Below are 23,560 nucleotides of genomic sequence, written 5' to 3'. Positions count from 1 at the left end.
ACGTTAGGCGTAAATCCATCTTTTATCCCTCTCTAAATATCTTCATAATTTTTTGCTGATTTCCGATAATGTTCTTGTATTCACAAAACGACCCAGCCTTAGATACTTATCTTAGGCTGGGCCGTTTGTTGTCTGAGCTTCTTCCATGATTATACATCCGTCAACCAAGGGGCGATAGTCCCGTAGCGTGAATACGGTGTTATATGATAGGGATGCCTTCTCTGAGTTACTTAACCGCTCGTCTTTATGTATACTCGTTCTAATGATAATCCAATCCAAAACATAAAACTTGGTATGAGAGTTCAAAAGCAACATGACTAAATAAAATATTCAATTTCAGATTGGCCTTAGAAATGGTTAATCCTGTTTCTATTTGAACCAGGCGTCCCATTATCTCCTATTTCTCAAAACATGATATAATTTGTAATAAGAACTTATTCATGTTTTCATAATTTCTTTGTTTAATCTTTTCCTAGCCCTATAGATATGGTATCATTTCCGAGTGCGGCGAACACTCGGCTATACAATTGGCTTGGATGGGTTATTCCCTTCTAAGTCTAGGCAGTAAAAACCCACCTCATTTCGCCGATGGGGGTCTTTTTATGATGCACGCTGAAGATAGCATACAATACGTTAAAGATGTCGCTATTGTTCGAGTCATTCGAGACCCTATGAGCCTTACCTATATTCATTCTGAAGTGACCTTAATGATCTCATTATCTTGTGTGGTACCATCGCTGCCTAAGGCTTGAATAGTAATGCGGTCGTGAAAAGTCCGGTTGCCAAAGTTCCATGTCAAAGACCAGCCGTCACTTCCATCTTTATCATAACCAATAAGCTCTCTTTCCTCCCATGTTTCCGTACCTGTCGGAGTAATCCAAAATAGAACGGTATCGATGTTTTTAGCCTTCACATTAATGGTCATCGTATTCACATCTTCGGGGACAATCCACCAACCGGCTTTCTTCGGTAAATCCGTGGATACTTCCAAAATCTCGGCCTTCTCGTCCATGATTTGAGATTCTTCTGACGCGGTTTGATGATTGTTACATGCGGATAACAATAAGGTAAATAAAAGACATATACCAGTGATGTTCATTCTCGTCATAATTTCCCTCCGGCTCGCTACAGATAATAAGTTAGTATTCTCCCACTTGAATACAATCATCACTTTTATCGGAGAAGCTGTATATTCACTAATGAAAATGAAGTCACTAACCATTAACGCCTATTTCAGTTTCACTGTGAAGCAGTGCTCCAGTGAATACCATCCTCTGACTTAAAAAAGACAGTCTGACTAGAGATTTCATCATAGCATTTAATAAGAGTATAATTTTCCTTTCTAGTCCATTCTTCCACCCTATACTGCAATTTAATTTCCGGGGTATAGTAGAAAATGCTTTGGACAATTTTTCTGCCTGTTGCATTACTTTCACCACTAGCAAGGAATAAATCTGATTCTATATGGTACCACCAGATTCTGTCTTCCCAAGGCCACTCGCCTTCTGGAGACAAAATTATCGTTAAATCGGGAATTGGGTATTGTACTTTCAAGGCATTTGTTACCACTACTTTAGAAGTTACTTGGAAACCACAATACAAGATAATAACAAAAACACCAATAATAGCCAGAAACCGAACTTTCTTAATCGCAAAACCAACAACTATCGCAACGAGTGCCGAAGCCCAAACTACAGGGGTCGTTTTACTAATGATACTATACTCTAAATCATCTTTTATAAGCGGATAAAACATTGCATTGCCATTATCTAAAAAATCGAGGACGAGATGTCCGACGACAATAGCTGCAAAAACAGCACCAAACAATCTGATGAATGGCTCACTCCGCCAGAATAACTTCAATACCCATGCAATTAAAAGCGAAATAAAAGGTGCAACAAATAGAGAATGTAGATACAAATCCTTTAACAGCACTTTAGTTACATCCGGTAGCAGAGCAGAAGCAACTCCGATGAAAAAATAAGGCCAAGCTTTTTGATTTTTACTGAAAAGCAGTGCAAGAACCGCTCCCGCAAAGGCGTGGTGCAAAATATCATTCCAGTTTATCATCACAATCTCCCTTAAAGTTATCAATTGTAAAAGCAGTTTTCAAAAGATATTACGATTTAGGTAAATAGCATGGATAGGAATATCAAACGATTTGACACATTTTAAATCAAAACCATGTTACGGTTGAAAGGAATTTGATAAGCCCAATATTGCGGAATAAAGATCAAAAAATGCACTGCCTGAGGGCAGTGCATTCAGATGATTAGCTAGCGCTGTAAACCGGGCCAAGGCCCCCCTCTTTCCAAACTTGGAAGCGAACTTGGTTAATTCACCTATAATGTATCCGAAAGTTCATAGATATCTTTAGAATCATTGGTTTGCAGGATAATCTTTTCATCGTCCAATAAAATGATTGTCGGGGAATGTTGAATATCAAAGATCTTTTTATAATTATACTTTTGCGTCTTGTCATTTACGCTGATAAAAGTCATGTTATTAATGTTCATCGATTTAAGGATTGCTTCGGAATTGATAACATTCAACATTTCAGCTACTAATTCTTGATAATCTGTATTCTCGCCGTCCCAAAATACGTAAATGTTATAAGATCCTTTTGGGGCAACCATATCTTGAATGACATCTGCTTTGCTTGTAGAGCATGCAGCAAGAGAACTGAGCAAAAGAAAAAAGAGAAGTATTAAAGATATAGTCTTTTTCATCGAAAGCACCTCAATTGAGTACTAGCGGTCCCTTTTAGGAATCCTAGTCATACCTTTATTCACTAACGACAGGAGCAGTAAAAGTAGGAATAACGACGTTATCATGTAGAACAACACCTTGACAGGAATATCGCCAAATTAATACATTGGCCCGATAGCAATCTTTGCACTAGTTGATACTTAACTGCGTTTCCCCACTCCAGAAATCGGTGTAATTCCTTCTAAGTAATGTTGATCCAAACTATCCCCAGACTCAGATTTCATGTCAACGGGCTCATGGATAATCTCAACTCGATCCAAGTGCGCCCTTCCACGAAAATACCGGCGAAACGCCTCCAACACTCGAATATGCTCATCCATCTCTGCAATTTGAAAAGATCCCGTACTGCCAGGCTTTCCGCCAGATGGGTTTTCAGCTAACGGGTTTAAAGGACGCGGAACGATGGCTGCGCGGCTTGTGCATAAAAAGGGCAGGAACAGCTCGTTCGGTTCCTCCAATTCAATGCGCACGGTAGTTGCGTTCAGCGCGCGGACAGATTTGATTTGTTTGTAAATAAAGCTGTATAACGTCCTGTGTTGGCGTTTGTATCAAACGTTCCAAGGAATAAACGCTGAGCGTATGCGGCCTCTAAAATATGAAATAAATCAGATATTTATTTCTCTTTATTTTCTTATTTTATCAACTAAAATTAGGAATTGAAACAAAGAGATGGGCAATTTGGAGGTGTTTATTTTGAGTAAAAAACTTGAAGCACTATTGAACAGGTATAAATGCGAGATGGCCGATATCTTTGGTGAAAACTTACTTGGTATTTATCTGACTGGTTCAATCGTTTTAGATGGATTCCATGAGGGCAAAAGTGATGTGGATTGTACTGTGTTATTGACATGCCCGCCAAACAAGGATCAGGTTGATAAAATTAAAAAAACGCACCGTGCTCTCTCGGCGCAATATAAAGGTATGCCCTTGGAAAGTCAATATATCACACTGGATAATATTCAAAAAAGTGAGGTCGACACCAACCCCTTCTACGGCTATCGTGATGGCAAATTGACTCTTGCGAAATTTGGCGCCAATCTCATTACTTGGTTTACGCTAAAAAAGTACGGAAAGACGATTATAGGAGTACCCGCTGCGGAAGTCAACGTCCTCATTACTATTGATGATGTCAAAAACTACGTAAGGGATAATGTGAACTCCTACTGGGTGAGAAAATTACACAGATTGCAAAAGCCCTTTTCCATTTCGCGAATATTTGCTCTATCGGACCAAGCAGTGGAATGGTGCACGTGCGGAATCAGCCGGATGTATTATACGTTACGTGAGAATGATATTGCTTCAAAAGACAAGGCAGCCGAATATGGCCTGGGCGCATCTCCCTCCATCCACTCATAAGATTTTGAAGGAGGCCCTATATATTCGAAACGGTAAAGAAGATCGACAATATCGCTCTCGTTATAATCGCAGGGAAGATATGATCGAATACATGAAATATCTAATAAAAGCCATTAATCAATTATCAACTTAATCAGCGTATTCAACCCCTCTGTTTGCCGTTGCCGAAGCTCTATGTCAAGTCAGGAGCCGATATGTAAGACGATTGAGATCGTAAAGCCGCGAACTCCCCCTATCCCATTTTTTAGTTATTCCAACGAAACAGTAAAAAGAAACCCGCCCAATGGCGGGGGACAGGATAGCCAAACAACGGCAAGTATTTACGGTAGTAATCGATATGATCGTCGGACAGCCGCCAGTCATACTGATTAAGGAACCGAGCAACTTTCTTTCCGTTTTCTTTTACAGGAAGCACTAAAAAAAGTGTTTGAATCAGTTAGTGTTTGGTTTGTTGGTAATAGTACGATCTTGTTGTTGGAGTTCTAAAGACAGCATCCCAGAAATACTACCCAATAAAAATTATTATTCCATCTCGATGAGTAAAAGCGATGGGCAATTCAGTCTCAATCAATTCGATTCTTTCAATAATTTTTATCCTCTTCTCCTCAGGTAAGTTCTCCTTCGCCCACTCTTTTATTTTTGATAATTCTTCTAAAACGAATGGAAAATCTTCTTTAACTAAATCGATCCCAACAGAAAATACTTTAGTCCATTTTAACCCTAATTCTTCAATTGCTGGCTCCCAACATTCTTGAAAAAAAGACTCAGTAGCTACAGGAATGAAAAACTTCTCTTCAAATTCATCTTTTGCCTCTAAAACCATAGCACTAATTGACATTACTTTTTCCCTCCAAACAATGCATCAAAAGTGTAATCAGGAAATTCTTTTCTTAATTGTTCCAAGCTATTCTCTACAGCTTGCCTTAATTCAGGAGTATCTCCATCTAATCTGAAAATGAATTTTCGAATGCCTTTAATTTGATCTAATGAAGGTATGTTTGAAGTCCCGTTTTTGGTAGCTCGTGTAGCTGTAGCTTTCGCAATATTATTAATTCTTTTTCTTGTTTTATCCAATATTTGTTTATCCGTAAATTGCTGAGGTGTTTGAGCAGGTAATCCAGTTTTAGGATTGATGACATTAAGTCCCTTCGCTGCTTTATCCTCATAGAAAATACCATTTTTCAAATCAATCTCGTCTAATTCGCCAATAGGTTTTCCAGTGTTATCAACAATTTCAACTTCTTTTTTGCGGAGCGGACTCCCGACTCGGAATAAGCCGAGCTTGTTCTACTGGTTAACTCCGATACTCTTTTTAGCGTAACTGTGACTTGATCTCCGATCCTTTGCTCCAACCGGCGTACTTCGTCTGCGAGCCCGTTAATGCGGGCCGGATCAACCTTCAGTTCCAAGACGTTCCCCTCCCTTCGCCAACATGCTTGGGAACGCAAAAAGTTGTTCAAGGGCGGAAAGCGGTTTGCGCCGAAACAAGAGGACCTGATCCCGCTCCGGCATCATCCCCAGCATCCAGGTTCCTTTTTCTGTAGGAGCACAGGTAAAGAGCGCTTCGGCCTCCTCTCCAGAAGCCAAGTGGCACCCCGCAATGACCCGGCAATCGGACTATGGCCCAAAGGCTTCCGCTAAGTCTTCCGAGGTCTGACGATCTATTCCAAGCTTTTGCCAAAGAACCGTTGCCGCTCCTTGTTCTCCCGCACTTGCAAGTGCCAGAGCGTAATTGATCTCCGTCGCAGGTAGACGGTAAGACGCCTCTTGCTCACAATCGCTAAGCAAAAACTGTTCTCGAAGCATGGCAATCGCTTCTTCCCGCCCGGTGCATAGCTGGACCTCGCAAGTCTCTTCTCCAGTTAAGCGCGTGAACATCCCCGCCCGGCAATGGATAAACTCCATGGAGACTGTCCCGTTTTTTTCCGCCAAGCAAGCAAACACCTGGTCCGGAAACGACAAAATTTCCGCAATCGCGGCATAATCACGCTTTATGTATAGTTGATCCTCATCTTCTTCCGTCAAAATATGTTTGCTCTTCAGCCGGCCGGACACCATCTCCCATCGTTGACGGGCCTCCTGCAAATCAAGGCCATCCAGCACATTTTCCAAACCGAACAAGGTAGTGGCACCGGAAAGCAAGCATAGGTAAAACCATTCATCTTGCGACAGCACATAGTTTGTCCTATTCATTCCGTACTCCTGGACATTTAGATATTTTATGGGAAAAACACTTCAATACATTCTATCAACCCCCCGCCGGCCTCACAATTCCTTAGTTGGCATAATATCCCACAAATGATCCGTTTCACCTATATAAATGAACAAAAAGTCCGGAGCAGCATGGGGCTGCCCCGGACACATTTATGAGGATAATTTACTAATCTAGGTTAAGAAGCATCATGGCCCCGATGTTTAACCGGGACACAGGCCAAAATCCGATCCACCCGAAAAGCCCGGGGTTCGCGGAAGCAAGGCATGTTGCTCGCCCTAGACGATGTAGGGTTCAAATCAATTCGAAATTAGAAATGGTTAATCCTGTTTCTCCTTGAACCAGGCGTCCCCATTATCTACTATTTCTCCAAACATGATATAATTTTTATAAATGAAATACTAAGAACGGGGTGAATTTTAAATGCAGTGGCAAGAAGTCCGCACGATCTTTCCCGATCAATATGTTCTGCTTGAAGTTCTCGATTCCCACACTGAAGATAACATACAATACGTTAAAGATGTGGCTATTGTTCGAGCCATTCAGGACCCTTCTGAGGCAACCAAAGAGCTCTTAAAATGCAAAGATAACAACATCGTTTACCATACGGGCCAAGAAGAAATCACTATCGAGCTGAGAAAACCTCCATTCTATAGAGGCCGATAAAATGAGGATCGAATATATCGATATCCTGCTGCAAACCTCTATGACGCTTCACTATAAAGGACGCTCTCTGACCGTCGATCATTTAGTCATTGATACCGGAGCAGCCCATTCTCTCGGAAATAAACATTACGCAAAAAGCAGCGTGTTCACTAAACAACTGATTCAAGTATACTGATAAATCCTTTCCCCATAGGGATGCTTCTTCAAACTCATCATAAAATACCTTAATGCCTCTAGCTTTTAATTCTTTTGCAATAATCTCCACGTAGCTTCGATCTTCTCCGGCATAGGATAAGGCAACGTCATATTTATGCTTTTGACTGTTGACTTTATCTGAAGTTTCTTGTTCGCTACGATAATGATTTACATTCATATTCCCTATCGATATTACATTTCCATGAAATTTGCCGCCATTAATTACAACCCCTTTGTTCGTGTTCATATGCCCTCCTATTCTTAGCTATTTTGAAATGCATTTTTCACCTGATTTATGAATTTGTTGGTTTGGCTTCCGACAGCAACTACATTTCCGTAGAACTCACCGCCATTTATTGTAACTCCTTTGTTTATAACCGTTTCTTTACGTTGTACAAACTCCGATATATCAACACCTACGCTCTCCAAGTACTCCACTATGCTATCTGTAAAACAACGTTCAATCTGCTTTTTATACATATCAATATCAGATTTTTGAAAGAAATTTTGCATTTTTTCATCTGCAGCCATTTCCCTAATACTTTCAATAGCGCCATAATCAAATTTTTGATTATCGATAGACTCACTCTCCGGTTCGGCTATTAAATTCGAAACCACCTTCTCCATATCCTTCCACTCACCCCAAAGAACATCATTTGTCAACAAATTGTGATAGGTTAAATCGAAATAAAAAAGCCGAAGCGCAAAATTATTTGCGCTCCGGTTCGAGTAGTTTTATTAAACCTATCCACTTATTTACATTGTGATTTTTTTATCCATTTTCTCTGCATCAATTTATCAATATATGTCCCTTCGCAAAATCCCATTTCAAAAATAAATTAATATCACTTATTGCGTTTAAGATCGTTCCCTTATGCTCTATATTTTCTCTAAGTTCTCTTAATATTATGGGTTTTACTAGTCTCTTATCTAATTGTCCTTTCTTCCTTGAAATATGCGCTAGACCCAAAATAGCATTTGCTCTCACCCTCACGTTATTATGTTGAGCAAGGTTTAGACATATTGTCTTGAGCCACTTTCCAGTTGTGGTGATAAAGTCCTACTGACAAAGGCAAGTAAATAAGCTCTTCAAGTTCATTTCGTTTAAGTTTATCTTTTATTTCTTCATCAGATAAGCTTCAATATGTATGTAAACCCGCTTCATTAATTTGCTCCCTTTTAGGTATTCTTTCGATACATTCATTGGCTTGGCATATAATAGCCATTTCATCACTTTCCCTGGTTTTTTCATTTGCCATAATACGTCTCTTCCTATCCGTCTATAGGAATATTGTACCATAGCAAAAAAGACTTCTGGAATATTCTCCGGAAGCCCCCACATAAAAACCAAGACATAAAAAATGATCGCAGGCTTTTAGACCATGCGATCATTTTGTGAGTTATGCAAAATTCGGTTTTTTTCGAGTGACTTTTCCACTTGTGACCTCAACGAGCTTTAACTGTTCACCATCGATAGACGGACCGGTATAAACCGCTGGAACACGCACCTCAACGGCATATGTTTTTCCAGCACTTTTGTACGTTTTAACAAGACGCTTACTAAGTCTGCCTGTGTTGTAGAATAGGCCGGAATTTCGTTTCACCCAACCTGTATTAGTGGTCAGTTCGCCAAGCCGACGTCCATCTTTGCTATTCTTCATAGCGAATCCCCTCCAACTAATAGTGCGATTGTGCTGAGCAATTCTTCATTCATTTTAACAACGACTTGTAAAACGTCTTTAGTAAGGATTTGATCTCCCCTAATGTGGATAGAAATGACATGATCCTCAGCTAAAGGATAGCACAGCACACTCACTTTTTCAACTTTCTTGACCTGAGCAAAAGACCATTCTGTACCGCTCTGCTGCACCTTCAAGACAATGGGCGGTTCCTCCTCATCCTGATGATAGGCTTGAAAAGGATAAAAAGCGCCGGCATCAATATTACCTGCTACATAAGCCATTCCATCCATTCCTTGTTTGGCATAAAGGGCAACATGGGTAACCATGGTGTTCGGAAGTACCACAAAAGAAAGCCGAACGGCTTCACTTAACGCATGATATCGTTCTTTTAAGGTGGAATCCTTAGTAAGCGGAATGAGCCTCCCATATTCCCAAAGCAATCGAGAAGTGCTATTACGTTGGATCAAAGTTTTAGCTGGATCTTCGTAAAATTGTTCAGCTTCAATGGCACTGGCAATTTTACTGCATGCAACAGACGTTGCAGCCTCGTATTCATCATCATGCCCATATTCATAAGTTAGAAGCGTCATTCCGCTAAGATCAGATAAGAGGTGGTATTGGTCAATTTTTACGCCTTTGAATAGATCCCCGTCGCTGATTTCAATGGCGTCCGGAATAATAAAGAAGACACGTTTTCTACGTAATTTTCCGTAAAAAAGACCGGCCTCAAAGAGAGTATTGTCTCTAGTAATGAAGACGTGCTTTCCGCGGATAAGGGCAACGTCATCCGGTGAAAAAACAAAGACCCCAAAATCGCACTGGTCCAATCTACGTTCCAATGCTTCCATGGTAAATTCATTTGCCGGAAAACTGCCGGCATACCAGGGCAATACCTGTGCAACCCTTTGCAAGTTTGCGTGAATCGACTGACAATATTTAATCGCTTCTCTTGATGAACCTATAAATAATTTGGGTTTAGGCGGCGGCTTCATCGTCACTAGACCTACTCCTTTTTTGGAATAAAAACCCTATTTCTATTATCCTATAACCCATGCAATATTACCACTTACCTATTCATAGTTTCGAAAGAATCCATGTTTACCTACTGGTTTTTTGGGAAACAGTAGAACTCTATTCACTTTAACGGGGTTCGTTTGAGATGGAATCAGAGTCCTCGACCAACCTGATTTTATAAAAGTTTTGAACCGGGCAGTTTTGTTTCTACCATAGGATCAAAAGCACCAAAAAAAGCGAGCCCTAGTAATCTGAGGACTCGCTTTTTTAGCTTAATTCCTTAGCTCTTTACGAATTTAAAAAGAAACCCGACGCCGTAACTCGCTTCCGGCCATAGTGCATGAAAATCCAACGTGTACCAGGTCGTTTCTTCTCCGAAATGGTTGCGGTAATTCCTTTCGGTGATTTCGGAACGCAGCCATCTGTAATCGTAAAGCAGTTCCACGGCCAAGTCTCCACGTTTTAGCAGAAGTCTTCCCGGCTCGGAGTTAACCGGCTTGATTAAGCTGACGAACCGTTCCGTCAAGCTTCCGGGTGCCTCTGCAAATCGGAAGTCATCCTGCAGCGACAGAGTGGGCAATTCACTTTTGCGCCATACCCAGGTTCGTCTGAAGCTGCGTAGTTCCTTGCACTCGTAAGCGCCGGACAGCTCCAAGGCCAGCCGGCATTCGTCCTTATCTGCCTCTTGCTCCAGCACGGCGGCCGTCTTGTTTCGTCCCGGACTCTGCAGGACGCCGTCGATAATCGGAACGGAATGACCCTGCGAGCCGTTGCAGTCGTAAGCATACCGGCCTTCGCCGAAATAGTCCCGTGTGTATTCGCCGCACCCGAGATCGGACAGAAAAAATTCACCGCCTCCTGCCAGCATGAACTGTCCGAGATCGTTGTGATTGTGCGGTTCGGCGTTATGGCCGCCCTTGGCGGCAAAACCAAACGTCCCAGCCCCGGAAGAAAAGCGCGATATAAGCCAGCTGGCGTCTTGCAGATAGAAGTCTCCCGCTTCCCAATCGGCCGGGCTAGCGGCGCGATCCCGCCAGATCAGGTTGCGCAGGGTCGGCGCCCATCGGCTGCAATGATCTGCGCGGTAATCGGCCCGCAGCGCGGCCGGCGGCGGCGCAACCTCCCCCGCGTATCGGCGGGCCAGATAACACGACAATCCAAGCTGGATGCTGGCCTGCGGCAGCGCATCGGAAAAATTGGCAACCGCGGCCCCGCCCAGGAAGCATTTCTGCTGAAATCCGGCAATCCGCCGCACCTTATCCCGGCGGAACCAATCCAGCTTGCCGCGGCTACGCTGGAGCAGCAGATCGGCGTAATAGGCGAAATACCCAAAGCCGTAATTCCAGTAGCCTAGCCCCTCCGGGCAAGCTCCGTCCTCGCCGAATCCCTTAAGGTAAAACGACATGCAGCGTTCGGTTTTCTCCAGAATCCGCGCCAAGCGCGCGCGATCCTCAGCTTCTCCCAGCAGCAACAACGCAGCTGAGCCGATGGAGCCGGCGCAAACGGCCGCCCAGTTATGCTCCGCCTCTTCCCATGCAAAAGGCCCTTTCTCCAAGAAAGGGCCAAACAGCCGTTCATCCACCAGTTCAGCGATGCGAATGCGCAGTAGCCCAGGCAGGCGATCGCCAAGTAGCAGCCGAATCTCCGCCAGCGCAAAACCTGTCTCCGCCGAGAACAAATCGATCGTTTCCGACACCGGACGCTCCGCATCTACGTGGGCGGGCAAGCACCAAGTGAACTCGCTGCAAACTGACCAAAGCGCGTCCAGCAACGCCGTCTTGTAAACTTCCGATTCCGGCTCGAGCAGCGACAACAAAGCAAAGGTGTTGAGCCGCCGTCTTTTCTCAAAATACACCCGTTCGTACTCAAGCCTTGATCCCCGCGCTTCAAACAAGGAAAACAACGAATAGGTCAGCTCCGCCGCCGGAGACGCAAGCAGTCGCTCTCCCTCCGCCTTGATCTCCGCGACATCCGGCGCGACGTCCGGACGGTGGCGCAGCGCCTCCCAGAAAGCCGCTCCGTCCCCGCCGGAATAATAGAATTCCAGCCTGGGAGCGGTCATGTCTTCCGCCAGCTTCAACATCTCCCCGTCATGTTGCATCATCTTCTGCCTCCTTCTTCCGTTGACTATAGCGCCGATGCCGCTCTAACGAAACTCAATCCTCACTTCATTCCCCAAGTGGGTCACAATGACGATTTCCTTATCGCCAATAGTAACGTTTAACGCCCCAGGGAAATTTTCCTCCCATACTCCCGCGAAAGATGGACCACCGTAAACGGCCGCCGCCAGCCAGTGGACTCCCGGCTGCAGCGAAGCCCGCAGCGTCGGAATGACCGTACGCGGAAACAGCACGTTGGTATTGGCGTTTGCCCGGATCAACTCTGCCGTCTGATAGCCAAGCATATTTCGCACGCAGCTCGCCCCAAGCGGACCAGTCTCCGCCGCCCACCCCTGAGCTGTCCGTTCCGCTAGTTGCGGTCCCGTTGCCGCTGCCCACTCCCGAGCTTCCCGTTCCGCCAGTTGCGGGCCCTTCGCCGCCGCCCACCCCTGAGCTGTCCGTTCCGCCAGCTGCGGCCCCATCGCCGCCGCCCGATCCGGAGCGATCCACTCCGCCAGCTCCGCTTCCACGCCAAGCGCAAATCCGCCTTCCGCAGCGTCGAGCGGCCGCCCGGCGTCGATCCGATGAATCCGGATATGCCAGGGAAGGCCGGCCACGACCCAGGTGCGCACCTCGACATCGGGCCAGGGCTTCCAAACGGCATACAGCACGTTATCCCGGATCGATGTTTCTTCATTGCGGCGTCTGACCCGGTACAGATTGTCCCCGCTCTCGCTGAGCGCCAGCATGGAATCGGCCGCGCTTTGGCCAAGTCCCCATTCGGCCCTGGGCACACTAAAGCCAAATTGGGTGGAATAGACAAACTTTTCGTATTTGGCCGAAGTATGGGTGTGTTCATTCGAAGAACGATGACCGCTGTTGAAGGCGGCGACATGGCCTGTCTCGCGATCTCGGCAGAGAACCAAATGAGGCTCGGGTTGTACCGAAATTCCCTCCACATTCGGCATCGCTTCCTCCGGTTCGGTCCAGAACGCGGAGTTGTCCGGAAGCGCGAGTACCAGGAAAGTCTTTAGCGCCCAGTAGGGTGATCCCGGCGCGTTGTAATTTTCCGCCATCACCAGATTAGGATAGGTATAACCCACGGTAAGGAGGCCGGCGGAATCAAAAATCGGCTGCTTGAACCACCAACGGAGATTCCGCAAAATCAGCCCCTTTACGACACCCGGCGTCAACCGATCCGTGTAAATACCCGCAAAGGCAAACGCGCTCCAGAAAGCAGCCTGCGCGAACCGATAGGTTAGACTGCGTCCATACGGCAGCGCGGAGCCGTCCGCAGAGAACCAATGCAGAAACTGGCCCGCGAAAAGAACGCTCCGTTCTTTGAACCTGGCGCATCTTTCCGGGTCTTCCCGTTCCATCACTTTGGCGGACACTAATCCGTAATAGTGCAGCGCAAACGGAACATAGTAATCGCTATGACCTCCTACACCATCGCTGTACCAGCCGCTCCCAAGATAAAATTCATCGATGCGCAGCAGATTCCGCTCCATTTGCACCGCATCATACGGCTCGCCGATTTGGCGAAACCCCAAATTCACCATGACCTGAAAGAAAAGCCAGTTGCAATCATGGCAAGGGTGGTGGTTGATCTGGTTCAGCCAGCGGTATAGATTACGCCGCTCTTGTTCGTTAAGCGGTTCCCAAATCCGCTCAGGGATCAGGCACAAGGCCAAACCGAGTACGGCCATTTCGACAAGACGTTGGTCATAATCGGCAACATCCCCCCAATATTCCTGATGAGTCGGCGTCGTCCCGTTGATAATTCCTTTCAGGCAGACTTCCCAAAAATCCGCAGCTTCAGCTCCGCCCGCCAAATGAGGAACCACCCCCCATAAAACCCTGGAAAAGCTCTCCATATCGGCAATATCCTCCGCATGACCGGCGCCGGCTCCCCTGATCTGCAGGCGCGCTCCTCCTTCACTGTAAAAGTCCCTCAGTGGGTCCGTCAGTTGCCGCAGCGCCTCCCGCAGATCTTCCTTCGTATTCAATGGATTTCTGCTTATCGGATGCATGAACGCCATTTCATCCGCTCCTTCCTTTACTCCCAGTAAAACGGGCCGTACCCTTTCAGCCGAGCCAACCCTTCGACAAAATAAAAATCCCCATAAATCAGTGGAACATCGATATTGGTACCTTGCGGGTAATTGCTGGTTCCATGCAGAAGCAAACCCTCCTCCTCCGGGTCGTCCCAAGCCCCGTACCGCTCATACAAAGACTTAAGCATTTGCTCGCCTCGTGTCCGGTAAAAATCCCCATCTTCCCCGCCCGTCATCTGAGCCAGCAGCAGAAGGCCGCTGGCCGCGCAGGCTCCAGCGGAGCTGTCACGCAAACTCCGCAATTCCTGCGGAGCACGGAAATCCCAGGCAGGCACCTGATCCTCAGGCAATCTGCTTAGAAAAAAAGTCGCCGTTCGCTGGGCGGCCGTTAAGTATTCCGCCTTTCCCGTATGATGATAAGCCAGCGTCAAGCCGTAAATCGCCCAGGCCGAGCCGCGCGACCACGCCGACTCAGGCCCATAGCCTTGGCCGCCCAGAGGTTCCAGCATTTCGCCGGTTTCCGGGTTGAATTGAATGATATGATATACCGATCCGTCGGGCCGGATAAAGTGCTGAAGCACCGTATTCATATGTTCCTCCGCGATCTGCGCGTACCGGGGATCGCCGCTGGTGCGGGAAGCCCAAAACAACAGCGGCATATTCATGCAGCAATCGATGATCGCCACGCCTTCATTACGCTCGCCTTCATGCCACGGGTTCCAGGCCCGGATATAGCGGCCTTTCAGATTAAACCGGCCGGCAAGGTAATTCGCCGCCTTCATCGCGCGTATGCGCGAGGTTTCGTTTCCGGTCAGCTTGTAGTTCGCCACGCTTGTGAGTGTCCACATAAAACCTAGGTCATGGTCAAGGCGTACAAATCCATCCAGGACGGCATCCATTGCCAACTCGCATTCCTCCGCGAGCGCTTTCAATTCCTCACGGCCGCTTGCTCCATACAGTTGCCACAACATGCCCGGCCAGAACCCCGCCGTCCACCACTCCGGAGAGGCCAACTCGTAAACGCCTCCCTTGCTCGCATGCGGGAATCGCGCGCCAATTCGCGCCGTGTTCCGCAACGTTTTGCGCAAAGATTTGTCCCAAGCCTCATCCACCCATATGCACTTTTTCCCCATTCTTGAAGCCTCCATGCTTTTCGCCTAAATCGCTACGGGTTTTCTGCCCCTTTAAGCTCATTCAGCTTGATACGCTGCCTGCTGCTGTTTATAAATGTCGTAGAAATCACTCCAAATTAATACGTTGTCTTTTTCTTTGCTCCACCACTCTTTATACCAGCGCTCAATTTCCGGCCCGCCGCCTTTTTCCCATTCCTTCTGTGCGTCCATGTCAGCCTGTTCGATCGTATAGTTACTGCCGCTAATAATCGCCCGGGTAAAAATATCGTCGATGGCCGTGGTCACATTGGTGAACTTGACCTGCAGTTCCTTAGGCAATTGCGGCATATGTTCGGAATGGGTCAAGCCTTCGCCCACGGGCAAATCCGTCATATAAGTCGCCATCGATTCCCGAAACAAGCGCAGCGCTTCTTTTTGATACGGAATTTCTTCATTAAACTGCGCTTCCGCATAACCGTATTTGCCTTCCTCCAACCGGCTGTACAGCATGGCAAAATCGGCCGCCCAGCTCACTTCGTTTTTGTATTTATCGGGATCGGTGATGACCGGCTTGCCATCCTCCTCCAACTTATAGTGGACGCCTTCGATTCCCAATCTGAAGGTTCGCCCGGTTTCAATCTTAGTCAGAAAATCAATATACTTGATGACCGCCTCGGGATCTTTGGCCCGGGCATTCACCACCGCCGTCATTTGCACCGGATTATTCCAGACCGGATTATACTGGCCTACGGAAGTTTTCGGCAACGGAATGACTTTCAACTTGGCTTCCGGGACATTTTTCATCAAAGTGTCCAGTTCCCGGGAAGCAAAGCTGCTATAATCCGCGGTCATAAACGCATACATGCCCACTTTGCCATTGAGGAAATCTTGTTTTGCCTTGGAGCCGTCCTTATCGGTCAAAAAATCCTTGTCTACAACGCCGGCTTCATATAATTTGCGTTTAAAAGCCGTCGCTTCCTTCATATGATTAGGCCCTACTGCGAGTTCCCCGTTTGCATCGAGATTAACCCAGTTGGCGTTAAACATATACCGGTACAAACCGGAGGAGTCGCCAAACTTCAGTCCGCTCAAACCATAGGTATCGGCCACGCCATTCCCGTCCGGATCCTGCTCCGCAAAAGCTTTGGCCACCGTAATCATTTCCTCCTCCGTTGCCGGCACTTCGAGTCCGAGCTTTTCCAGCCAATCTTCACGAATAAATAAACTGACTAACGGATATACCTCGTTCATGCGCCCAACTTCATACAGCTTGCCATCCGTTTTCGTGCCTGCTTGCTTTAACTGTGGATATTTCTCCATCAACGCCTTGTACTCGACACTCTGCTGTTCGATCAGATCATCCAGCGGAAGCAGCTGTTTCTGGTTAAACAACTGATTGCGAATCGAGGTGCCAAACTCAAAAATCAGGTCCGGCGCGCTTCCCGAAGCGAGCAGCACATTCAATTTGGACTGCGATTCCCAACGCGGGATAGCCACAAACTTTACATTCACCGGGCCATTTTCATTAATCCATTTGGTCCACATATTGTCTTCAATCGTCCCCATCCCGCCCGGGACCGCACCCCGATCGTAAATCGTAGATGAGATGCTGCCGCGTGCCTGGCCGTTCTCATTCGAAGCTGCATTCCCTGTCTTGCCGGCAGGCGAATCGCCGGAACACCCCGCCAGCAAACTGCCTCCCAAACTAACCATCACCGCCGTTTTAAGCCATTTTTTGAATAACTCCGCCATAGTAGAACCCCTCTTTCATTAGAATTGTAGTTCAAAAAGTCGACTTTTCAGCACCGAGAAGGTTGGATGAAGCTAGGGACGAAAGGAGCGGAGCGTACGTTTTGGGTACGTGAGCACCTGAAATGTTTCCGCAGGAAACATGCTTCGGAAGCATATGCTTAGGCCCGGCTGAATTCAAGATTCGACGTCGAGACCACTTCCTGACCTGCTTCGTGATCAAAAGATGACTTTTTGAACAACCTCTAGAATGGCTCAGCCTTTGATAGAACCGAGCATAACACCCTTCACAAAATATTTTTGCAGCAAAGGATAGACTGCCAGGATCGGGATAATCATGACGATCACCGCTGCCGAGCGGATTCCTTCCGGCGTGATATTGGCGACCATGGTCGGATCGGAGAAATCCTGCACCACGGAAGTGGATTTGATCATATTTTGCACAAGCACCGTCATATTGTATTTGGCCGTGTCATTGATATAGATCATCACACTCATAAACGCGTTCCAATATCCAACCCCGTAAAACAGCGACAGCGTAGCCAACATCGGTTTGGAAAGAGGCAGGACAATGCGCAGCAAGATCCCGAGTTCGCCGCAACCATCGATTTTCGCCGCTTCATCCACCTCTGACGGCAGTTGTTCAAAAGCGGAACGCATGAGCAGCATATTGTAAGTGCTTACCAAACCGGGCAACCACAATGCCCCATAGCTGTTTACGAGGCCTAAATTTTGCACAACGAGATAAGTAGGAATAAGCCCCCCGTTAAAAATCATCGTGAACACCATCGCCATCGTAAAAAAACGCCGGCTGTAAAACTGCCTTCTGGATAAAGGATACGCTGCCATAATGGTTACCGCCATGCTCAGTCCGGTGCCGATCAAAGTGATCTGCACGCTGTTCCAAAACGAGCGCACAATGGGCGTGCCGGTAAACAGACTTTTAAAAGAATAGAGACTGAACTCCACAGGCCATAGGATGACCTTACCGCTCGCCACCGCCCCAGCACTGCTCAGCGATAATGCTACAACGTTAAGCAGCGGCAAAATACAACTTAAGGCAATCAGCGTCAACAACAGGTAATTCAAGCAATAGAATAGTTTCTCGCCTTTGCCGGCTCGCATCGGCTCTCCTCCTTACCATAGTCCTTCATTGAATTTGCGGGCGATGAAGTTCGCGCTAAACACCAGAATAAACGCCACCAGCGATTCAAACAGTCCCATGGCGGTGGTCAGGCTGAACTGTGCGCCTTGTAAGCCGATCCGGTAAATATAAGTGCTGATGACGTCCGCAATTTCATTCACGTTGGAGTTTTGCAGCATATAAACCTGATCAAACCCGACTTCCATCACCCTGCCCATCGATAAAATCATCAGCAAGATGATCGTCGAGCGGATGCCGGGCAGCGTAATGTGCCAAATTTGCCGCAGTTTGCTCGCCCCATCCATGCCGGCCGCTTCATACAAGCTGGGATTGATGGTGGTTAAGGCCGCCAAATAGATAATGGCATTGAACCCCATATCCTTCCAGATGCCTGATCCCACAAAAATGGCGACCCAGGAAGCTTTTTCATACATAAAAGGATAGGGCTCGCCGCCGGTAAACGCGGTCACAAGCCGGTTGATCATCCCGTTTTCCAGCGCAAAAATCGTGGTCACCATCATGCCGATAATTACCCAGGACAAAAAATGCGGCATGTAAACAATCGTTTGGATCGTTTTCTTGAAAGACAGGATTCGCACTTCATTGAGCATGATCGCCAAAAGGATCGGAACCGGAAAACCAACCACAATGTTCAGTAAACTAAGCAGCAAAGTGTTGCGTATAATCTCCAATGTCCGCGAATCTTGAAACAGGATTTCGAAATAATGCAGACCTACCCAAGGGCTATTCATAATGCCATCGTAAAAATTGTAGTCCTTAAAGGCGATCACCAGCCCGCCAATGGGAGCGTAGCGAAAAATGAGGTAAAACAAGATGACCGGCAAAAACATCATCAATAACGGAATATTGGTTCTGAATCGCCTCCATCCCGGCCGGTTCTTCCAACGTTTCGGCTCCGGACTCCTTACTCCCGGTCCCGCGACTGCGGCCGCATCCGTACTTTCCATATTCGCGCCCCTTTCCTTCCCTTGCTCTCTTTTACTTGTCTGTACCCACATTGTACTTATTGTCCGTGACCAGAACATTTAAATTTCACCGATGATTTTTTGAAATTCTACACGAAATAACCCAACCTTAGATAGCTCTTATCTTAGGTTGGGCCATTTGTTGTCTGCGCTTCTTCCCTGATTATCAAAAACTCAAATTCAATATCGCAATTCGCCAATGATTTTTTCAATGGTAACTAAGCAAAATCCGTCTAAATGCATATCTGCCATAGGCAGGTCTTTTTCTGTACCAACCCCAACCGCTAACATATTGGCATAATGAGCCGCTTCTATTCCCGATACGGAGTCTTCAAACACAATACATTCTTCGTTTTTCAATCCCAATTCATTGGCTCCTTTGATAAATACTTCCGGATTCGGCTTGGCTGCCGATACTGTTTTTCCATCAACGATAACATCAAAGTAATCTTTCAAATTAGTCAGAGTCAAAATACGTTGAGCATTTTGACTCGCAGAACCCAAGGCTACCCGGTAGCCCTTATTCTTGGCATCAGTCAGAAATGGTTTTACGCCCGGCAATATTTCATCCTCTGTCATTTTGTTAATATAGTCCAAATATATTTGATTCTTTTTTTCGCAGTATTCTTCTTGTTCTGCCTCCGACATCGTTCTGCCGCCCAGCTCTAAAATAATTTGAAAAGAACGTGCTCTACTAACTCCCTTTAACCGTTCATTATCTTGAAGAGTGAATTCAATATTCAACTCATCCGCGATTTGCTTCCAGGCATAATAATGATATTTCGCCGTATCCACAATAACCCCATCCAAATCAAATAACAGACCTTTTATCATAATTACCTCGCATCCCAATATCCACAGTAGGGGTCAATTGGGTTAATTCCTTTAAATGGACTTTTGCCAATAATTTTTTCTACCAATACTTTAGGATTGAATTCATTTGCCGTGTAAGCATTAATATACGTTTTAATCATAGGCACATCTTGTAAATGATAGGGGTTAGCTATGGAAATAAAAACGGTAGGCACTTCATTTACAAACCAAGGAGCGTCCAGCCCCATAGGCGCTTTCCAATTAATGCGTACAGTGGTTTGGTTGCTAGCCGTTTTGATGTTGGCAAAATAGAAAACCACATCGTATTTCTCTCGGATTTCGCTGCTTGCTGCCGTTAGAAATAATTCTTTATGCTCCTGCTCGTCAAATTTCTCTACTTCAAATCCTGCCGCCTTCAGTTCTTCCATGAACATGCCGCTCACAGCAGGCTTACCGCTTGCACTTACCAAATCGCCCAGTACGATGACTAAAGCTCTTTTGTACTTTTGAACATCCAATGGAATAAGGCCTTGTTTGTTTTTGACCAAGGTAATGGATTGGTCGGACAACTCATAAGCCCATTTCTTATGCTCTTCGCATTTAAGAATACGGAGGCCTTCTTTAGGCGGCATTAGCTTATTGGTTTCCTTTTTCGTATGAAGCTTCAAGGATGCTTTAGTAGCCAAGATCCGGGCAACGGCCTCATCCAGTCTTTCCCTGGATATTATCCCGTTCTTAACGCCGCTTATGGCTGCTTCATAATCTTCTTCCAGATTTCGTGTAAATAGAATCATGTCACAACCCGAGGCGATGGCTTTAGGAATCAAATCCACTCTCCGTCCTTGGGCAGCGAATCCTACCATAGAAGTTGCATCCGTAACAATCATTCCATTAAAGTTCAGTTTATCTCTCAATATCCCTTGCAGTAATTCCGGCGATAATGATGCCGGCATGATATCTTCATCCTTAATTTCAGGTGAAATATACCGGGTTAGAGCAGGTTGAAGAATATGTCCGGCCATAACGGTTTTGGCGCCGCCCTCAATCATCCCTTTGTATACCATTCCGAAAGAATCGTTCCATTCTTCAACGGAGAGCGAATTCACTGAAGCAACAAGATGCTGGTCCCTGTCGTCAACTCCATCACCGGGAAAGTGTTTGATGGATACGGCGACACCATTCTCATGACAACCTCTCATATAAGCTTCCGCCATTGCCAGTACTCTGTTTTTGTCTGATCCAAAGGTTCTCACATTTGTAATCGGATTTGAATGATTCATATCAATGTCAATTACAGGGGCGAAAGACCAGTTACAGCCTACTGCGCTTCCCTCCCGCCCGGCAATCACGCCAAGCCGATATGCATTATCTACATTATTGCTTGCAGCTACCTGTATCTGTCTGCCATAGAATGTACCCTCGTTGCCGATACCGTCGCCCCCGGATTCCAAATTGGCGGCTAAAAGCATAGGAATGGCACTTGTATCCTGTATAAATTTATGAATCTCATATATCTTTTCACTTTCACTTGGACGATACATCATTCCACCCGGATTATATTTCCGGATAATCTCCTTAAGGACTCCAAAATCATCCGAATCACCATGCAGACAAAACAGTTGGCCGATTTTTTCTTCTTCGCTCATCTGTTGCATAGTACGTTCAACCCACTCGATATCCTGATCCGACAAGAAAAACGGATTCTCTTTATATTTAATCAATGTGATCTTCTCCCTATTTAATATTTATTAAGCGTAATAATGATGTCGCCTGTGCCAACCAGCGCCTGGTCAGTTACCGCAAATTGCTCATAATCATTATTGTTGGTGACAATGAAAGGAGTAAGCGTTGAATATCCGGCATTTATGATAGAATCAATCTCAAATTCACCTAACAGCTGGCCTTTTTTAATCGCATCGCCTTGTTTGACGTGAACTTTGAAATACTTTCCTTTTAACTTAACCGTATCTTTTCCAACATGGATTAATAATTCAAGGCCACTGTCCGTCGTAATTCCCATGGCATGGCCTGTAGGATATAGACTAGTTAATATACCATCCGCCGGAGCTACAATTTTCCCTTCGGTTGGTTCAATGGCGATTCCATTCCCCATATAACCTTGGGAGAAAGCTTCGTCTTTCACTTCAGAGAGCGGTACAATTCTTCCAGCGATCGGACTTCCTAACACGATCGGACTATCCGATGACGGCGTTTGAGTTGATCCCAGAGGACTGGCCAATTCGGCATTTGTAGGGTTGAGATCAACACCTGCCGTCGCTGTTGACGCTTCGGCTTTATCCTTGAAAAAGATCAGCATTAGAATAAAAGCCAAGACCATGGCAACCGCCATTGCAATCACTACCATCAGAATATCGTGTAATGCATTGCCATTGGGATTGACATAAGTCGGGAAAGCAAAGATGCCCTGTCCGCCCATATTGTAGAACTTTACTCCAAGGAACATCGCTAAACCGCCGCCAACCGCGGAGGTAATGCAGCTGATAATGAAGGGAGTCTTGAGCGGTAAAGTAACACCATAAATAGCCGGTTCCGTGATGCCGAATAGACTCGAGAAAAATGCCGAAAATGAAGTTGTTTTCAACCTCTTATTTTTGGTTCTAATCATAATGGCTAACAGAATAGCTACCTGAGTAAAGGAAGCAGTTGCTGTAGCTGCAAAGATCGTGTCATATTTCATTGTGGCCAAATTATTGATTACAATCGGTATAAGCCCTTGATGGATGCCGAACATTACAAAAACTTGCCAGAATCCGCCGACAAACGCCCCGAAGACAATTGGACTAAGCTGATATAGTGTCGAGACCAGCATGCCGATTAAACCCGAGATCCACGTCGCGACTGGTCCAATCACCATAAAGGTAATCGGGACGGCAATGACCAACGTTAACAGAGGAACACCAAATGATTTGATGACATTCGGAACAACCTTTTTAGAGAATCGCTCTACCTTTGAAGCAAACCAAACCGCCAAAATAACCGGAATAACTGTGGAGGTATAGTTATTTAAAATAACTGGAATCTTTAAGAATGTTAAATACACGTTTGACTCTAAAGCAGTGCCACTAAACAATACATTGATAGCATCACCGCTCATAAGAGAAATAAGCGTAGGGTAAATCATGCTGGTCCCGATCGCAAGGCCTATAAATTCATTAACTTTGAATTTTTTGGCGGCTGTGTAACCTATAAATACCGGGAAGAAGTAAAAGATACAATCTCCAATGGCAGACAATATAATATAGGTTCCATCTGTAGCGGATAAAACGCCGAATGTTGAAAGCAGTACCAATACACCCTTGATCATACCGCAGGCACACAGCAATCCAATGACAGGAACGAAGATTCCGGAGATTGTACCTACAAAAGCATTAAGTAGCCCTTTTTTCCCCTGTTTACCGGTTTCCTCATCATCTGCTTGCTTTTCAAAGCGGCCCTTCTCAACTAATGCCTGATACACTTGTCCCACATGATTTCCAATAATCACTTGATACTGTCCGCCACTACTGATAACGTTTACAATTCCGTCAGTATTTTTCAACATCTCTGTATTGGCTTTACTCTCGTCCTTGAGTTCAAATCTCAGTCTTGTCATGCAATGTTCAACTGAGGCTACATTGTCCTTCCCTCCGACATTTTGAATAATGATTCTTGCTAAGCCATCATACTTGCTAGCCATTTCCACTCC

At 45.8% G+C, this 23,560-nt stretch carries 22 protein-coding genes; 2 read left to right on the top strand and 20 right to left on the bottom strand.

What is annotated here, in order from left to right:
• Nucleotides 1–688: 688 nt before the first annotated feature.
• The 4 genes from NYE69_RS18120 to NYE69_RS18105 form a co-directional block, all read right to left on the bottom strand.
• On the bottom strand, nucleotides 689–1,108 hold the full coding sequence (locus NYE69_RS18120) for a hypothetical protein (protein WP_340927297.1): 420 nt from the start codon (nucleotides 1,106–1,108) through the stop codon (nucleotides 689–691).
• A 131-nt stretch (nucleotides 1,109–1,239) separates the two neighbouring features.
• Complete coding sequence (locus tag NYE69_RS18115; protein ID WP_340927295.1) at nucleotides 1,240–2,070, bottom strand: metal-dependent hydrolase; 831 nt, start codon at nucleotides 2,068–2,070, stop codon at nucleotides 1,240–1,242.
• A gap of 272 nt (nucleotides 2,071–2,342) precedes the next feature.
• Complete coding sequence (locus NYE69_RS18110; protein WP_340927294.1) at nucleotides 2,343–2,729, bottom strand: hypothetical protein; 387 nt, start codon at nucleotides 2,727–2,729, stop codon at nucleotides 2,343–2,345.
• 180 nt (nucleotides 2,730–2,909) lie between these two features.
• Nucleotides 2,910–3,239, bottom strand: a complete 330-nt coding sequence (locus tag NYE69_RS18105; protein ID WP_340927293.1) for a hypothetical protein — start codon at nucleotides 3,237–3,239, stop codon at nucleotides 2,910–2,912.
• 223 nt (nucleotides 3,240–3,462) lie between these two features.
• Here NYE69_RS18105 and NYE69_RS18100 point away from each other — a divergent pair, with 223 nt between their 5' ends.
• Nucleotides 3,463–4,125 carry a nucleotidyltransferase domain-containing protein gene (locus NYE69_RS18100; RefSeq protein ID WP_340927292.1) on the top strand — a complete coding sequence of 221 codons (663 nt, stop codon included), beginning with the start codon at nucleotides 3,463–3,465 and terminating at the stop codon, nucleotides 4,123–4,125.
• Between the two features lie 505 nt (nucleotides 4,126–4,630).
• On the opposite strand, the gene NYE69_RS18095 is transcribed toward NYE69_RS18100, so the two are convergent.
• The 3 genes from NYE69_RS18095 to NYE69_RS18085 all read right to left on the bottom strand — a co-directional run bounded on the left by NYE69_RS18095 (nucleotide 4,631) and on the right by NYE69_RS18085 (nucleotide 6,318).
• The gene (locus NYE69_RS18095) at nucleotides 4,631–4,963 is read right to left on the bottom strand and encodes a hypothetical protein (protein WP_340927291.1); all 333 of its coding nucleotides are present in this window, start codon (nucleotides 4,961–4,963) and stop codon (nucleotides 4,631–4,633) included.
• On the bottom strand, nucleotides 4,963–5,310 hold the full coding sequence (locus NYE69_RS18090) for a hypothetical protein (RefSeq protein ID WP_340927290.1): 348 nt from the start codon (nucleotides 5,308–5,310) through the stop codon (nucleotides 4,963–4,965). The genes NYE69_RS18095 and NYE69_RS18090 overlap by 1 nt, the downstream gene beginning before the upstream one ends.
• 432 nt (nucleotides 5,311–5,742) lie before the next feature.
• Entirely contained in the window at nucleotides 5,743–6,318 is a 576-nt protein-coding gene (locus NYE69_RS18085) for a hypothetical protein (protein ID WP_340927289.1), read from the bottom strand.
• Between the two features lie 442 nt (nucleotides 6,319–6,760).
• On the opposite strand from NYE69_RS18085, the gene NYE69_RS18080 reads away from it, so the two are divergent.
• Nucleotides 6,761–7,003, top strand: a complete 243-nt coding sequence (locus NYE69_RS18080; protein ID WP_326043969.1) for a hypothetical protein — start codon at nucleotides 6,761–6,763, stop codon at nucleotides 7,001–7,003.
• 82 nt (nucleotides 7,004–7,085) lie between these two features.
• Here NYE69_RS18080 and NYE69_RS18075 read toward each other — a convergent pair whose 3' ends face one another.
• From NYE69_RS18075 to NYE69_RS18015, 13 genes are all read right to left on the bottom strand, one after another.
• Nucleotides 7,086–7,445 carry a TIR domain-containing protein gene (locus tag NYE69_RS18075; RefSeq protein WP_340927288.1) on the bottom strand — a complete coding sequence of 120 codons (360 nt, stop codon included), beginning with the start codon at nucleotides 7,443–7,445 and terminating at the stop codon, nucleotides 7,086–7,088.
• Nucleotides 7,446–7,459: 14 nt separating this feature from the next.
• Complete coding sequence (locus NYE69_RS18070) at nucleotides 7,460–7,825, bottom strand: hypothetical protein (protein WP_340927287.1); 366 nt, start codon at nucleotides 7,823–7,825, stop codon at nucleotides 7,460–7,462.
• A 773-nt stretch (nucleotides 7,826–8,598) separates the two neighbouring features.
• On the bottom strand, nucleotides 8,599–8,859 hold the full coding sequence (locus tag NYE69_RS18065; protein WP_340927286.1) for a hypothetical protein: 261 nt from the start codon (nucleotides 8,857–8,859) through the stop codon (nucleotides 8,599–8,601).
• Nucleotides 8,856–9,872 (bottom strand): TIR domain-containing protein, encoded by a 1,017-nt coding sequence (locus NYE69_RS18060; protein WP_340930437.1) that lies wholly within the window; start codon nucleotides 9,870–9,872, stop codon nucleotides 8,856–8,858. The genes NYE69_RS18065 and NYE69_RS18060 overlap by 4 nt, the downstream gene beginning before the upstream one ends.
• Nucleotides 9,873–10,174: 302 nt before the next feature.
• The gene (locus tag NYE69_RS18055) at nucleotides 10,175–11,998 is read right to left on the bottom strand and encodes a heparinase II/III family protein (protein ID WP_340927285.1); all 1,824 of its coding nucleotides are present in this window, start codon (nucleotides 11,996–11,998) and stop codon (nucleotides 10,175–10,177) included.
• 42 nt (nucleotides 11,999–12,040) lie between these two features.
• Nucleotides 12,041–14,035 carry a DUF2264 domain-containing protein gene (locus tag NYE69_RS18050; RefSeq protein ID WP_340927284.1) on the bottom strand — a complete coding sequence of 665 codons (1,995 nt, stop codon included), beginning with the start codon at nucleotides 14,033–14,035 and terminating at the stop codon, nucleotides 12,041–12,043.
• Nucleotides 14,036–14,052: 17 nt separating this feature from the next.
• Nucleotides 14,053–15,183 carry a glycoside hydrolase family 88 protein gene (locus NYE69_RS18045; protein WP_340927283.1) on the bottom strand — a complete coding sequence of 377 codons (1,131 nt, stop codon included), beginning with the start codon at nucleotides 15,181–15,183 and terminating at the stop codon, nucleotides 14,053–14,055.
• A gap of 57 nt (nucleotides 15,184–15,240) precedes the next feature.
• Nucleotides 15,241–16,914, bottom strand: a complete 1,674-nt coding sequence (locus tag NYE69_RS18040; RefSeq protein WP_340927282.1) for an extracellular solute-binding protein — start codon at nucleotides 16,912–16,914, stop codon at nucleotides 15,241–15,243.
• Nucleotides 16,915–17,166: 252 nt separating this feature from the next.
• On the bottom strand, nucleotides 17,167–18,036 hold the full coding sequence (locus NYE69_RS18035; RefSeq protein WP_340927280.1) for a carbohydrate ABC transporter permease: 870 nt from the start codon (nucleotides 18,034–18,036) through the stop codon (nucleotides 17,167–17,169).
• A gap of 12 nt (nucleotides 18,037–18,048) precedes the next feature.
• Entirely contained in the window at nucleotides 18,049–18,909 is an 861-nt protein-coding gene (locus NYE69_RS18030; protein ID WP_340930435.1) for an ABC transporter permease, read from the bottom strand.
• A 312-nt stretch (nucleotides 18,910–19,221) separates the two neighbouring features.
• Nucleotides 19,222–19,875 (bottom strand): beta-phosphoglucomutase, encoded by a 654-nt coding sequence (gene pgmB / locus NYE69_RS18025; protein ID WP_340927277.1) that lies wholly within the window; start codon nucleotides 19,873–19,875, stop codon nucleotides 19,222–19,224.
• Between the two features lie 2 nt (nucleotides 19,876–19,877).
• Nucleotides 19,878–21,575 (bottom strand): glycoside hydrolase family 3 protein, encoded by a 1,698-nt coding sequence (locus tag NYE69_RS18020; protein ID WP_340927276.1) that lies wholly within the window; start codon nucleotides 21,573–21,575, stop codon nucleotides 19,878–19,880.
• A gap of 17 nt (nucleotides 21,576–21,592) precedes the next feature.
• A complete protein-coding gene (locus NYE69_RS18015; RefSeq protein WP_340927275.1) occupies nucleotides 21,593–23,551 on the bottom strand; it encodes a beta-glucoside-specific PTS transporter subunit IIABC in 1,959 nt (652 codons plus the stop codon).
• Between the last annotated feature and the right edge of the window lie 9 nt (nucleotides 23,552–23,560).

Source organism: Paenibacillus sp. FSL R5-0527, from assembly GCF_038008055.1.
Classification (GTDB): Bacteria; Bacillota; Bacilli; order Paenibacillales; family Paenibacillaceae; genus Fontibacillus; species Fontibacillus macerans.
This window is presented reverse-complemented; position numbering and strand designations above follow the sequence as displayed.

Coding starts and splice junctions, on each gene's coding strand:
- NYE69_RS18120 (WP_340927297.1), bottom strand. CDS start 1,108: ATGACGAGAATGAACATCACTGGTATATGTCTTTTATTTACCTTATTG.
- NYE69_RS18115 (WP_340927295.1), bottom strand. CDS start 2,070: ATGATAAACTGGAATGATATTTTGCACCACGCCTTTGCGGGAGCGGTT.
- NYE69_RS18110 (WP_340927294.1), bottom strand. CDS start 2,729: ATGAAAAAGACTATATCTTTAATACTTCTCTTTTTTCTTTTGCTCAGT.
- NYE69_RS18095 (WP_340927291.1), bottom strand. CDS start 4,963: ATGTCAATTAGTGCTATGGTTTTAGAGGCAAAAGATGAATTTGAAGAG.
- NYE69_RS18085 (WP_340927289.1), bottom strand. CDS start 6,318: ATGAATAGGACAAACTATGTGCTGTCGCAAGATGAATGGTTTTACCTA.
- NYE69_RS18080 (WP_326043969.1), top strand. CDS start 6,761: ATGCAGTGGCAAGAAGTCCGCACGATCTTTCCCGATCAATATGTTCTG.
- NYE69_RS18075 (WP_340927288.1), bottom strand. CDS start 7,445: ATGAACACGAACAAAGGGGTTGTAATTAATGGCGGCAAATTTCATGGA.
- NYE69_RS18070 (WP_340927287.1), bottom strand. CDS start 7,825: ATGGAGAAGGTGGTTTCGAATTTAATAGCCGAACCGGAGAGTGAGTCT.
- NYE69_RS18065 (WP_340927286.1), bottom strand. CDS start 8,859: ATGAAGAATAGCAAAGATGGACGTCGGCTTGGCGAACTGACCACTAAT.
- NYE69_RS18060 (WP_340930437.1), bottom strand. CDS start 9,872: ATGAAGCCGCCGCCTAAACCCAAATTATTTATAGGTTCATCAAGAGAA.
- NYE69_RS18055 (WP_340927285.1), bottom strand. CDS start 11,998: ATGATGCAACATGACGGGGAGATGTTGAAGCTGGCGGAAGACATGACC.
- NYE69_RS18050 (WP_340927284.1), bottom strand. CDS start 14,035: ATGGCGTTCATGCATCCGATAAGCAGAAATCCATTGAATACGAAGGAA.
- NYE69_RS18045 (WP_340927283.1), bottom strand. CDS start 15,183: ATGGGGAAAAAGTGCATATGGGTGGATGAGGCTTGGGACAAATCTTTG.
- NYE69_RS18040 (WP_340927282.1), bottom strand. CDS start 16,914: ATGGCGGAGTTATTCAAAAAATGGCTTAAAACGGCGGTGATGGTTAGT.
- NYE69_RS18035 (WP_340927280.1), bottom strand. CDS start 18,036: ATGCGAGCCGGCAAAGGCGAGAAACTATTCTATTGCTTGAATTACCTG.
- NYE69_RS18030 (WP_340930435.1), bottom strand. CDS start 18,909: ATGATGTTTTTGCCGGTCATCTTGTTTTACCTCATTTTTCGCTACGCT.
- pgmB (WP_340927277.1), bottom strand. CDS start 19,875: ATGATAAAAGGTCTGTTATTTGATTTGGATGGGGTTATTGTGGATACG.
- NYE69_RS18015 (WP_340927275.1), bottom strand. CDS start 23,551: ATGGCTAGCAAGTATGATGGCTTAGCAAGAATCATTATTCAAAATGTC.